Raw genomic sequence first — 12,498 nt, 5'->3', positions numbered from 1 at the left:
AAATAAAGCCATCACATCCATAGATTGTAGGCATGTGGCGCCGGGTTGAGTGTTCTGTTGAATGCTCCGGGCGCATGGATTGTGCAGGAGTGACAGGCTTTGAACAATGTATGTGGCTGGATCGCCCTGGCAGGGCAGACTTCCCAGCGGCCAACCCTCAAGGGCCTACAGAAAGCCGATTGGCTGATCATTGGCGGTGGCATCACCGGCCTCTCGGCGGCCCATGCCCTGGCGCGGATGTTGCCCCAGCAACGCATCGTCCTGCTGGATCGCCAGCGGGCGGCCCAGGGGGCTTCGGCGCGCAACTCGGGGTTTGTGGTCAGCCATGAATTGCCCGGCGCCGATGAGTTGCTGGGCCGGCCCGGCCACTCGGCCTATCAGCTTGCCTGCGGCATCGGCATCGCTGCCGGTGAAGAGGTGCGCCGGCGCATTGACGAGTTGGGCATCGAGTGCGAGTTCGACGCTGGCGGCTATCACTTCGCCGTGCACCAGGGGCAGCACTTGCAGGACAGCGGCGCCCGAGTCGCCACCCTGAATGCCGCGGGCGCCCAGGCCCAGTACCTGGAAGGCGCGGCCTTGCAGCAACGCCTGGGCAGCGGCTTCTACCAGCGGGCCATCCACTGCGCCGGTGGCAACGCGCTGCTGCAGCCGGCCAAATACGTCAAGGGCCTGCTGGAGCGCCTGCCGGAGCGGGTGGAGGTGTTCGAGAACAGCCCGGTGCAGGACCTGCAGCCTCTGTCGGGCCGGGGCTGGCGGGCGGTGACCGGGGAGGGCGAGATCCAGGCGCCCCAGGTGCTGGCCTGTGTCGGTGCCTTCCTGCCCCGGCTCGGTGTCCGGCACAGTCGCACCTTCCCCCTGGAACTGAGCGCCAGCATCACCCGGCCCCTGCAGGAAGATCACTGGCAGCGGCTGCTGGATGAGCAGGGCTGGGGCGTGCTCTCCACCTTGCCCGGGGCGGCCACGGTGCGCCTGTTGCCCGGGCGCCGCCTGCTGATGCGCAACACCGTCGAGTATCGCCAGCGCGATCTCGGCCCGGCGCAGTTGGCGGTGCGCCGCCAGGAACACCTGCGGGGCCTGCAAAAGCGCTTTCCCGGCATTACCGATACCGACCTGCAATACACCTGGACCGGGCACCTGAGCGGCACCCGTTCCGGCGAGCCGTACTTCAGCCGGGTCGCCGAAGGCCTGCACGCGGTGGCCGGCTGCAACGGCTCGGGGGTGGCCCGGGGCACCCTGTGGGGCCGGCTGCTGGTGGAAATGGCCGCCGGCTGCGACTCCTCGCTACTGCGGGACGTGCTGTCCCAGGCCCGGCCCGGCTACCTGCCACCCCGACCGTTTTTCGACATTGGAGCAAGCTTGCGCATGGGCTGGGAAGTGCAGCGCGCGCGACACGAACGTTAACCGTCGCGGCGAATGAAACGCCGCAATAATAAGAGCACAGAGGGCGGCAACATGATCAATCGCACCACTACGGCACTGTTATCCCTGGCCTTGTGCGCCGCAAGCGTCCAGGCGGCCGAGACCGTGAGCATCGCCAACTGGAGCGGCTATATCGCTCCGGACACCCTGGCCCAGTTCACCCAGCGCACCGCAATTCAGACTACCTACGACGTGATCGACAGCAACGAGACCACCGAGGCCAAGCTGATGACCGGCGGCAGCGGCTATGACCTGGCCAGCCCGTCCAACCACTTTCTGCCGCGGCTGATCCAGGCCGGGGCGATCCAGCCGCTGGATCGCAGCAGGCTGCCCAACTGGAACAACCTCGATCCCAAGCTGATGAAGCTGCTGGAAACCAGCGACCCGGGCAATAGGTACGGCATTCCCTATATGTGGGTGACCGTGGGCATCGGCTACAACGTCGACAAGATCAAGGCGATTTTCGGCGACACCGATGTCACCCAGTCCTGGCAACTGCTGTTCAAGCCGGAGAACATCCAGAAGCTCAAGCAGTGCGGCGTGGCCTTTCTCGACAACCCGACACAGATGGTGCCCATCACCCTCAATGCCCTGGGCCTGGACCCCCACAGCGAACAGCCGGCGGACCTGAAAAAGGCCGAAGCGGCGCTGCAGGCGATCCGCTCCTCGATCCTCTACTTCCACCAGGCCAAGTACGTCAGCGACCTGGCCAACGGCAACATCTGCGTGGCCGTGGGTTTCAGCGGCGACGTGCTGCAAGCCATGGCCACCGCGCAGCAGGCAAAAAACGGCGTGAACCTCGGCTACAGCATTCCCAGGGAAGGCTCCACCGTGGCCATGGACATGGTGGTGATTCCCAGGAACGCCCCGCACCTGGACAACGCCTACGCCTACCTGAACTACCTGCTGGACCCCAAGGTGATCGCCAACATCAGCAACTTCGTGCAGTACGCGAACGGCAATGCGGCGTCCTTGCCCTACATCGAACCGCAGTTGCGCAGCAACCCGGCGGCCTACCCGCCGCAGTCGGTGCTCGATACGCTGTTCCCGATCAAGACCATGACCCCGGCCGGCATGCGCCTGAGCACTCGCCTGTGGACCCGGGTCGTCAGCGGCACATGAGGAGCACGGCATGATTGCAAGTCAGCAACAACGCGGCCACGCCGTGGTGGTGGGGGCCGGGGTGGTGGGCCTGGCCAGCGCCCTGTGGCTGCAGCGCCTGGGCTGGCGGGTGACCCTGCTGGACCGCCAGCCGCCGGGCAGCGGCACTTCCTTCGGCAATGCCTGTACCTTCGCCACCTATGCCGTGGAGCCAGTGGCAACCCCCGGCATCTGGCGCCAGGCCCCGGGCATGCTGTTGCGGCGCGACAGCCCGCTGGCGATCCGCCCGGGTTACCTGCCACGGATCGCCCCCTGGCTATGGCGCTTTTTGCAAAGCTCCAGCGAGCCGCGGGTCAAGGCCATCAGCCATGACCTGCACAGCCTGCTCAAGCCCTGCATGGGCGCCTGGCAGGCGTTGTTCGACGATGCCGGGGCCAACGACCTGGTGCGCCATGACGGCTCGCTGTACATCTTCGAGGCCCACGAGCGGCAGAGCGCTATCGACATGCTGGCCTATCACCAGGGGTTCGAGGTACCCATGCGCCTGGTGCAAGGGCCGGAGCTACGGGCCATGGAGCCGGCCCTCAACGCCCGTGCGGCCCTGGCGCTGGAACTGCCCCAGGTCAGCCGCACCCTCGATCCCTTCGCATTGAGCCAGCGCTTGCTGCGGTGCTTCATCGAGCGCGGCGGAGTGTTTCGCCGCGATGAGTTGCAGGGGGTCGAGCGCAGCGCCCAGGACGGCGAGCGGGTGCTTGCCCGCCTCGGCAGTGGCGAGCAACTGCCCGCCGAACGCCTGGTGTTGTGCAGCGGCGCCTGGTCCCGCCGCCTGGCGCAGAGCCTGGGGGACGAGATTCCCCTGGACACCGAACGCGGTTATCACGTGCTGTTCGATCAGGCTGGCGGCTTGCTCAGCCGCCCGGTGTGCTGGGGCGCCGGCGGTTTCTACCTGACGCCCATGGCCCAAGGGCTGCGGGTGGCGGGCACGGTGGAGTTCGGCGGCCTCGACGCCGCGCCGGACCCGCGCCGCTATCACTACCTGTCCCGGGCGGCGCGACGCTTCCTGACCCTGCACCACGAACCGGTTTCCCGGTGGATGGGCTTTCGTCCCTCGCTGCCGGACAGCAAGCCGGTGCTCGGCCAGTCGCGGCTGCTGCCCCAGGTGCACTACAACTTCGGCCACGGTCACGTTGGCCTGACCTTGGCCGCCATCAGTGGGCAACTGGTGGCGGAACAGGCCAGCGGGCTGACCCCGAGCGTGAACCTGCAACCCTTCCTGGCGGGGCGTTTCCGCTAGTCACGCAACAGCGGTGGTTATGGGGAAGGGAAACGGTCATGTTCATCTGCTACAACGGCTTTTTCCCTCGACAGACCTGCCCGGCGGCCGGAAAGGCGCCGGGGGACCTACGCTAGCCATGGACGCGCCCCTATGCGAAATGCACTTGTGCTGACCTCCCTGTTCCTGTGTGCCGGCGCAGCTTGCGCCGAAGATCCCGCCTCGGTACTGGGCCATGGCTTTGGTTCCCTGGGCTGCATCGACCTCAAGGACCCCGACAGCAAGGCCACCTGCGGTGCCCGTGCCCTGTCCAACGGCACCGGTTGCCACGGCCTGTCCAGCCAGGGCATGCGCGACAAATGCCTGGATGAAGCGCTGTACCCGCAAAGCAGCGCGAGCCGCACCCGTACTGCGAAGACGGCCCAACCAACGGCCCCGGTGCCCGCCCTGTCCAGCCAGCGCCTTGTCCAACCGCCTGCGCCCTTGTTGACGGAGGGCGAGGCGAAGCGGTTGGAAGAGGTGTTGGGGGTCAATGGTTCCAGGCGCTGAGCTTGGCTATTGCACCACGGGCTTTTATGCTCCCGGTCCGGTGAATGCACTGACCGGCAGCGGGCTTGAGCATTGATGCCTGCTGATGCAGCGAACAAGGGCTCGCCCGTTATCCCAGTTGCGGATGCGGTGCGCTGGAGGAGGTGACTCAATGGCCGGGCCGACTGTCAGGGTGCTTTTACCGCGCCAGATCGATGGCTTGCTCGAAAACCGGGTGCGGGCCTGTCTGGCCGCAATTGCGGATCAACCCTGGGCCGGTACGAGCTCGTTCTTCATTGACGGCAGCCCCATGCTGTTCGGGATGGGGGCCGAATATCCAGGGGAGCTGGCGGAATATGCCGGGCTGGCCGGGCAACTGGGATGGCTCCCTGAAGACATTCTGAGCCTGGCGGCCATGGATAAAGACCAGGCGGATCACCAGCGCCTAGGGCAGGCGGCGCTGACCTTGGCCCGTCACCTGGATGGCGTACTGGCCTTCGGCGCCAGCATCCATGCCTACACCCGGGACAGCGAATTTCTGGCGGGGCTGGCGATCATCGAGCATGAGGGCGAGAGCATTTTCAGCGCTGCGGACTTTTCGGCATGGTTGGGCCACCGGGATTTTCGGCTGGTGAAATAATCCACGGCACACGCCCGCACTGCCGCCCACCCACTACCTTGCGTAGGCGCTGGCTTGCCAGCCAAGGCGGCCGGGAGATCGCCTTCGCCGGCAAGCCGGCTCCTACAGGGGAGGGTCAGGTTTGCTGGCGGTGCTCGGCGGCGTGCAGGCCCAGGTAGAAGGTCAGGTTGTCGTCGCTGATGCCCAGGGCGCCGAGAATCTGTGCCATGAAACTCACTGGAGCGCTGCCCGGGGCGGTGATCACGCGCTGGTCCGCTACCGCATGGGGCACATCCTGGTAGTGCGCGGCGCCGGCATAACCCAACGCCAGCAGGTTGTCCGCCGAATTGGAGGTGTGCTTGAGGTGGTCCAGCACCCCGGCCCGGGCCAGTTCGCGGGTGCCGTCGCAGATACCGGCGAGGACCAGCTTGCGCTCCTTGGCCGCGCGTAGGAGTTCGCGGATATCCGGCGCCTGGGGGCTTTGCCAGACCGTCCCGCCGCAGACCATCAAGAGGTCCACCTCATCCAGACGAATATCTTCCAACGCCAGGTCCGGGGTTACCCGCAGGCCGCCCATGGAGGTCACGATGGCACCCTTGGGTGAGGCGTAACGGCAGTCGAAGCCATAGTAGCCACGGCCGGTGGCGTTGATCAGGGCGGTTTCCCAGTCGGCGAAATTGTCGCAGACAAGGGTAATGGCGCGGGTCATGGGGCGGTCCTTCCTTGGGTAGGTAGTTTAAAGACGAGGCGCAGGGTAACCCGATTTTCAGCCGGCGCACGCGGCCGTTTTCCAATCATCGAAGGGGTGAGTGGCGAGATGATATTAAAAGACAATTATTGATGGCCTTCTGCTTCACGGTCCCCTTAATATCCGCGCCTTGATTATTTTGGATCTGCCTCGCAGGGATGCCCGCACGATCAGCTCTGGTTCCGTTTTCGCATTGACGCTTTCGCCGCTAGCCCTGTTCGGGTGAGGTTCGTGCGGCTTGGGGGGAAATCGGACTTGGACAAGTGGGATTGGTAGATCGAGGTGGTGCGGTAAATCGCCCGCTGGTGATGGAATGACAAACAGGGAGTTGTGACGCATGGATGTTCAAGGGTTGATGACCGATGTGGTATTCGGCTTGTGCAAGCCGATTTTTGCCTACGAAAACAAGAAGCGGGTTCTGGTAGGGTCTTGCTCGTTTCTGAAGGTGGGGGACGAAGGTTTTCTGATCACCGCCAGGCATGTGCTGGAAACTCGTGGGGATGGGCCGTTGTTCGTCGGCACTCGCAAAGGTCCCCTGTCTCTTGTTCGTGGCTACTACAAATCACACCTGTCGCCGGTGGCTGACGACAAGTTCGACATCGCGGTCTATCCGTTGATCGAGGACGATCTTGAACGACTGGAAGACGATGCGCTGTTCATTGTTAAGGACATGATCATCGACACCACCCTTTCACAGCATCCGGCCTGTGTTCTGGGGTACCCGAGTTCGAAGAACAAGGGATTGTTCGCAAAGGACGAACCGATCTTGGTTCAGACCCATGGGATACAGACGAACGTTGTCGAAGCCTCGGCAGTCCTGCTGCAACGCCATGGCGCCAACGCGGAGGCAAACTTCTTCCTCAACTTCAGCCGGCCTGATGGCGAACCTCAGTTGTTCAGCCCCAAGGGCATGAGCGGCGGCCTGGTGATTGGCGGCCACTCTGCGTCGAGCTCCAAGGTGCTCGGAATGCCTATTGAGCTGAGCAAAGATGGCAAGTTGATTCTCTGTACTCACTACAAGGTCATCTACAACACGGTCGAACGACTTCAGAGCAAGGTGGGGCGGGTCGATAAGTAGCCGCTGGACTTCCAGCAGGGTTGAATGGCGCAGCATCGACGAAATGGCCCGCGCGAGGCCGGAGCAACGAGGGAACATGGATGAGGCGCTTGAAGACGTTGAGCAAGCGGCGTATTGCAGGCCAGTACACAGTGTCTGGCCTGCTGTGGATCGCCGTTCTGACCGTGCCCGGTTGCAAAGCCTATTCGCCGGATGCTCTGCCTTCCTCCGAGGCGGAATTTCACCAGATGGACTGGCCGCTTTTTACTCGGACGTTTCAGCAGGTATTGCGCCGCGACAGCCTCAGGGCCAACCAGGAAAAATGGGTGGGCAGCGTGGAGCTGGCCACCCAGTTCAATCGCAAGAATCAGGTCGTCAGTTGTACGGCGCGGGCCATCCCGGATTCGCCCCCGCAGCCCGGCTCCTCGGCATCGAAGCTGGAGGAGATGGTCCGGGCGGTCTGTTGGAACACAGTGTTTCCGATGCTGCCCGCCACGGTGTTCAATGTGAGCGGCTTATTCACGGTCTCGCAAACCCTGGTGTTCCCGCGGCTGGAGCTGGAGCCTGAGCAATCGAAGAAGCTTGATCTGAACGCCGAACAGTACGCCAGGGGTCATTACTTCTGGGAGCACACCCTGGCAAATTTGCCGGTGGACGGCGTCGGCGTGGCCAGTTTCCGAGTCAAGGCCGACCCACAGGGCCGGGTGCAGGAATGCAAGGTCAGCCTGCGTGAAGTGAGCTATCGCGCCGAGTCGTTCAAGCCCGACAAGCAACTGCGCGAGCGCGCCACCCGCTTGTGCGAGCGGATGAACTTGCTGCAGATGCCGGGTTTCGTCCTGATCGACGGCAAGCTGCCGACCGTGTCTGCCACGGTGCTGTACACGCCTTGGAAGGGTGGGCCGGACAAGTTTCCCCTGACAGACGTCAGCGGGCACTGATGCAGGCGCGAGCTTGCTCGCGAAGACGGTCGCTGGCGACTACTCAGTACCCCGGGAATGACAGCGGCCTTTTCCCAGGGGGCAGGTCCGATGTTCAAGTCAAAAGAGGTGTGGTCGCTGGCAGCATGGTTGCTGGCGCGAGGCGCACATGCCGGACAGGCCGCCAACTGCCAGGCGCAGAAGGTGCAGATCAAGGGCGTGCGCTTCAACTTCTGACCCCACGCAGCTCTGTAGGAGCCCGCTTGCTGGCGAAGGCGTCTCGCCAGGCGCCTCCTTAAATAATTTCTCCCCGGCTATTTACATCCACAGCGTCATTCCCCCATTATCCGCGCCGTCTAAGTTTCGCTGCTGACCAGACAATTCCAGCCACCAAAAGGGTGGTTGTTTTGTTGCGTCCAAGAAAAGCAGTTGAAAAATGACCAAGACTCCTCTGAAAAGAATTCAGCACAAGCTCGCCCGTTCCGGGGTGGCCATCGAACGCCTGAATTCCAATTCCCTCTCTATCTCGTCCACCAATGACGCCGGCCTCAAGGTGGATCTGCTGCTGCCCGACAGTTTTGCCATCGAAGAGAAAGCCATCCTGCAACTGATGGATTTCGCCAAGGTCGCCCACCCCCATGGCGGCGAAGTGAAGTGCGCCTGCGCCACGCCGGATTTCCATACCGGCAGCCCGATTCCGGTGGGCAGCGTGATCGTCACCAGCCACGACATGGTGGTGCCGCAAGCCATCGGCACCGACATCAATTGCGGCATGCGCCTGCACAAGCTGGGGCTGAACTACGAGCAGTTCATGGCGCAAAAGGCCAAGTGGACCGCCCTGGTGCGTGGCGATCTGCTGGAAGGCACGCGCAATATTCCCACCAGCCCCACGGCCATGAGCGCGCTGTTTGCTTCGGGGCTGGGGGATTTCTGGGCTCAGGTACAGCAACAGGACCCGATCGGGCTGTTTGCCGGGGCGGATTTCGCCCAGTTGCAGCGTGAGCTTTCGGGCCTGCATGAGTCGTCCTTTGCCCGCGGCAGCGCCGACTATGCACCGGAGGCCCTGCAGGACCTTTCGCGCAAGATCCTTCGCGACCCGGGCCTGGGTTCCCTGGGCGGTGGTAATCACTTTGTCGAGATCCAGGTGGTCACCGAACTGGTGGATCGCCAGGCCTGCTTTGCCCAGGGCCTGTCCGTGGGGCAGGTGGTGATGATGATCCACACTGGCTCTCGCGACGTGGGCTTCTATGTAGGCCGACGCTGGATGGACAAGGCCAAGGCCCTGTGGCCGGCCGGGATCAAGCATCCCGATTCGAAGATCTTCGCCCTGTTTGGCGAGATGGCCGATGAGTACCTGCTGGCCATGCACAGCGCCGCGCACTACGCCGACGCCAACCGCGCACTGATCGCCGAAATGGTACGCCAGCGCACTCGGCAGGTGTTCGGCGCGGGCATCGAAGCGCCGCTGATTGTCGATGTACCGCACAACATCGTGCTGCGCGAGGAAGGCGGCAACGTCCACCGCAAAGGCGCCACACCGGCCTATGCCGGGCAGCCGCTGCTGATTCCGGGGAGCATGGGGCATGACTCCTACCTGCTCACCGGGCTGGGCAACGAACGCTGGCTGCGCTCGGCCAGCCACGGCGCCGGGCGCTCCATGTCGCGCAGCGAGGTGGTGTTCAAGGCCAAGAAGGACAAGGCCTTCCTCGGCCTGCAGGGCGTGGAGTGCATCACCACCAAGGAAGAGCGGATGATCGAAGAAGCACCGGGGGCCTACAAGGAAATTGGCCAGGTGATCCAGTCCCAGGTGGAAGAGGGCACGGTGTCGGTAATAGCGCGGTTTTCGCCGATCCTGACGTTCAAGGCGTAAGCACGAGAGGGCTGTTGGGCGGGGAGGGTATTCGGGTTTGCCGTGCAACTGGACGGCCGATCCATGGTCGCTCCCGGCCCGATTGTTCTGACCCCCCTGTCATGTTCCGTGCTCCCCATGGCACACTCCTGCGGAATTTATTCCGTTATTTGATATTTAATTCCGTTGTAGCGGAATTATTGCTGTGTGGCCCAGGCCGCCTTTGTTTTCCCGAGGGTGGTCTTGTCTGCTCAGCCTTCAACCAGGAGAACCTCTCATGAGCATCACCCGTTACGGCACCGGTAGCACCGCAGGCGGTGGCCAGCCGCGTCCTTTCGCTCGCGCGGTCGAGGCCGATGGCTGGCTGCATGTGTCCGGCCAGGTGCCGGCGCTGGATGGCGAGATCATTCACGGTGGGATCGTCGAGCAGACGCATCAGACGCTGCGCAATCTGGTGGCCATTCTCGAAGAGGCCGGGTATGGCCTGGAGGATGTGGTGCGGGTTGGCGTGTGGCTGGAAGACCCGCGGGATTTCTGGAGTTTCAACAAGGTGTTCGGTGAGTACTTCAAGCCCGAACACGCGCCGGCCCGGGCCTGTGTGCAGGCCAGCATGATGGTGGATTGCAAGGTCGAGATCGATTGTGTGGCCTACAAGAAGAAGGCCTGATGGCCACGTGTAGGCGCTGGCCTGTAGGAGCTGGCTTGCCAGCGAAGGCGCCCCTGAGGGTGGCACAAGGCTTGAGGGCCTCTTCGCCGGCAAGCCGGCTCCTACGGGTCGATAGAGGGGGCGCAGGTAGATGAGCGAAGACAACATCAAGCGTCGGGCCAAGGGCCTGGATCGGGCGTTCGATATTCTCGATTTCCTCAAGGAGGTCGGCCAGCCGTTGCGGCCCAACGATATCGCCAAGGGCATTGGCGGCCCCAAGTCCACGGTCTATGAGTTGGTGGCTTCCCTGCTGGAGCGGCGGGTACTGGAACCGGTGGGCCAGGAGGGGCATGTGTACCTGGGCCGCCAGTTGTACTTTCTCGGTCAGGCCCATTTGCGTCATTTCGACCTGAGCCGCGAGGCCGATCAGGCCTTGCAGGAAATCGTCCGCCAGACCCAGGAAACCGCGCAGATGTGCCTGCTCAACGGGCGCAAATACACGGTGGCGCTGATGAAGGAGGGCGAGCGGCACTTCCGCATTTCCTCGAACATCGGCGAGAACGCGCCGATTCCCTGGACCGCTTCCGGGCGGTTGCTATTGGGGCATTTGAGCGATGGGCAGATTGTCGACCTGATCGATGAACGGGACTTCGTTCTGCCCGACGGTGAGCGTCTGCCCTTGGAGACGTTTCTCAAGCAAATCCGCCAGGCCACCGAGGATGGGTTCTTTTCCTTCGACAGCGTGGCCGACACCTTTACCCATTGTTTTGCCGCACCGGTGCGCGATGAGCACGGGGTGTGCATCTGCACGCTCTGCATCGTCGCGCCCAGGGCCGATGCCCAGCGCAATTACCAGCAATATCGCCGGGTGCTGATCGACAGCGCCAACCGTCTGGCCCGGCGTATCAACGATTGATGACTGTTTCGCGGCTGTGCGCAGCTGCCTTGATAAGGAGTGCCAAGATGTCTTCCGTATTGAACCTGCCACTGGTGGAAAAGGGCGCCGCTGCCCAGGGCGCGAGCCTGTTGCAAGACGTCAGCCTGCCGGCCCTGGTGCTGCACCGCGAGGCCCTGGAACACAACATCCGCTGGATGCAGAAGTTCGTCAGTGACAGCGGTGCCGAGCTGGCGCCCCACGGCAAGACCAGCATGATGCCCGCGCTGTTTCAGCGGCAGTTGGACGCCGGCGCCTGGGGCATCACCCTGGCCACTGCGGTACAGACTCGCGCTGCCTATGCCCATGGCGTGCGCCGGGTGTTGATGGCCAACCAGTTGGTGGGGGCGCCGAACATGGCGCTGATCGCCGAGCTGCTGGCGGACCCGGATTTCGATTTCTATTGCATGGTCGATCACCCGGACAGCGTCGCCGACCTGGGGGCGTTTTTCGCCCAGCGTGGGGTCACGCTCAAGGTGATGATCGAGTACGGCGTGGTCGGTGGGCGTTGCGGTTGCCGCACCGAGCAGGAGGTGCTGGCCCTGGCCAAGGCGATCCAGGCGCAGCCGGCCCTGGCGCTGTGCGGTATCGAAGGTTATGAAGGGGTGATCCATGGCGATCAGGCCATCAGCGGCATCCGCCAGTTCGCCGACTCCCTGGTGCGCCTGGCGGTGGACCTGCACAACGACGGGCTGTTCGCCATCGAGCGGCCGATTATCACTGCCTCGGGGTCAGCCTGGTATGACCTGATTGCCGAATCCTTCGAGACCCACAACGTCAAGGGCCGCTTCCTCAGTGTGCTGCGTCCGGGCAGTTACGTGGCTCATGACCATGGCATCTATAAAGAGGCGCAGTGCTGCGTGCTGGATCGCCGCGCCGACCTGGAGGAGGGCCTGCGCCCGGCCATGGAGGTCTGGGCCCATGTGCAATCGCTGCCGGAGCCGGGCTTTGCCGTGGTGGCCCTGGGCAAGCGCGATGTGGCCCATGACGCCGGCTTGCCGGTACCGCTGCGGCGTTATCGCGCCGGGGCCCAGGCCAGTGCCGGGGATGACGTGGGGGCGTGCAAGGTCACTGCGGTGATGGACCAGCATGCGTTTCTCACGGTGGCGCCGGGAGTGGAGCTGCGCATTGGCGACATCATTTCCTTCGGTACTTCGCACCCCTGCCTGACCTTCGACAAATGGCGCACCGGGTTGCTGGTGGATGAGCGCCTGCAGGTGATCGAGAATCTGGAAACCTGTTTCTGATCGCCGGAGCCGGGGATATGCAGGGTCTGCAGGAGCCGGCTTGCCGGCGAAGAGGCCTCTGGATGGTGCACAGGCCGTGCGGGCGCCTTCGCTGGCAAGCCAGCTCCTACGGGGCTGGGGAGATGTTGGGTCTGTAGGAGCCGGCTTGCCGGCGAAGAGG

The 12,498-nt window shown here is 63.6% G+C and carries 13 protein-coding genes; 12 read left to right on the top strand and 1 reads right to left on the bottom strand.

Going from position 1 to position 12,498, the window contains the following annotated elements; translation table 11 throughout:
• Window positions 1–99 precede the first annotated feature (99 nt).
• From AC1RGE_RS08305 to AC1RGE_RS08285, 5 genes are all read left to right on the top strand, one after another.
• Entirely contained in the window at window positions 100–1,401 is a 1,302-nt protein-coding gene (locus AC1RGE_RS08305; RefSeq protein WP_346624368.1) for an NAD(P)/FAD-dependent oxidoreductase, read from the top strand.
• Window positions 1,402–1,452: 51 nt separating this feature from the next.
• On the top strand, window positions 1,453–2,541 hold the full coding sequence (locus tag AC1RGE_RS08300) for a polyamine ABC transporter substrate-binding protein (RefSeq protein WP_492583918.1): 1,089 nt from the start codon (window positions 1,453–1,455) through the stop codon (window positions 2,539–2,541).
• A gap of 10 nt (window positions 2,542–2,551) precedes the next feature.
• Window positions 2,552–3,814, top strand: a complete 1,263-nt coding sequence (locus AC1RGE_RS08295) for an NAD(P)/FAD-dependent oxidoreductase (protein WP_258610898.1) — start codon at window positions 2,552–2,554, stop codon at window positions 3,812–3,814.
• Between the two features lie 132 nt (window positions 3,815–3,946).
• On the top strand, window positions 3,947–4,342 hold the full coding sequence (locus tag AC1RGE_RS08290) for a hypothetical protein (RefSeq protein WP_011061867.1): 396 nt from the start codon (window positions 3,947–3,949) through the stop codon (window positions 4,340–4,342).
• Window positions 4,343–4,493: 151 nt separating this feature from the next.
• The gene (locus AC1RGE_RS08285) at window positions 4,494–4,961 is read left to right on the top strand and encodes a DUF6368 family protein (protein WP_210693954.1); all 468 of its coding nucleotides are present in this window, start codon (window positions 4,494–4,496) and stop codon (window positions 4,959–4,961) included.
• Between the two features lie 115 nt (window positions 4,962–5,076).
• On the opposite strand, the gene AC1RGE_RS08280 is transcribed toward AC1RGE_RS08285, so the two are convergent.
• Window positions 5,077–5,649 (bottom strand): type 1 glutamine amidotransferase family protein, encoded by a 573-nt coding sequence (locus tag AC1RGE_RS08280; RefSeq protein ID WP_492583917.1) that lies wholly within the window; start codon window positions 5,647–5,649, stop codon window positions 5,077–5,079.
• A gap of 376 nt (window positions 5,650–6,025) precedes the next feature.
• Here AC1RGE_RS08280 and AC1RGE_RS08275 point away from each other — a divergent pair, with 376 nt between their 5' ends.
• From AC1RGE_RS08275 to AC1RGE_RS08245, 7 genes are all read left to right on the top strand, one after another.
• Window positions 6,026–6,766 carry a hypothetical protein gene (locus AC1RGE_RS08275; protein WP_011061864.1) on the top strand — a complete coding sequence of 247 codons (741 nt, stop codon included), beginning with the start codon at window positions 6,026–6,028 and terminating at the stop codon, window positions 6,764–6,766.
• An 89-nt stretch (window positions 6,767–6,855) separates the two neighbouring features.
• Complete coding sequence (locus AC1RGE_RS08270) at window positions 6,856–7,683, top strand: hypothetical protein (protein WP_053152412.1); 828 nt, start codon at window positions 6,856–6,858, stop codon at window positions 7,681–7,683.
• Window positions 7,684–7,773: 90 nt separating this feature from the next.
• Window positions 7,774–7,899: a hypothetical protein gene (locus AC1RGE_RS08265; protein WP_258610896.1), complete on the top strand. Its 126-nt coding sequence runs from the start codon at window positions 7,774–7,776 to the stop codon at window positions 7,897–7,899.
• A 199-nt stretch (window positions 7,900–8,098) separates the two neighbouring features.
• The gene (locus tag AC1RGE_RS08260; protein WP_019095389.1) at window positions 8,099–9,532 is read left to right on the top strand and encodes an RtcB family protein; all 1,434 of its coding nucleotides are present in this window, start codon (window positions 8,099–8,101) and stop codon (window positions 9,530–9,532) included.
• 256 nt (window positions 9,533–9,788) lie between these two features.
• Window positions 9,789–10,178, top strand: a complete 390-nt coding sequence (locus AC1RGE_RS08255) for a RidA family protein (protein ID WP_011061860.1) — start codon at window positions 9,789–9,791, stop codon at window positions 10,176–10,178.
• Window positions 10,179–10,308: 130 nt separating this feature from the next.
• A complete protein-coding gene (locus tag AC1RGE_RS08250) occupies window positions 10,309–11,073 on the top strand; it encodes an IclR family transcriptional regulator (RefSeq protein WP_011061859.1) in 765 nt (254 codons plus the stop codon).
• Window positions 11,074–11,120: 47 nt separating this feature from the next.
• Window positions 11,121–12,338: an amino acid deaminase gene (locus tag AC1RGE_RS08245; RefSeq protein ID WP_492583915.1), complete on the top strand. Its 1,218-nt coding sequence runs from the start codon at window positions 11,121–11,123 to the stop codon at window positions 12,336–12,338.
• The last annotated feature ends 160 nt before the right edge of the window (window positions 12,339–12,498 follow it).

The organism is Pseudomonas sp. GW823-FHT02C05 (assembly GCF_058797595.1).
The sequence above is the reverse complement of the archived record's forward strand: the minus strand, read 5'-3'. Positions and strand labels throughout refer to the sequence as shown.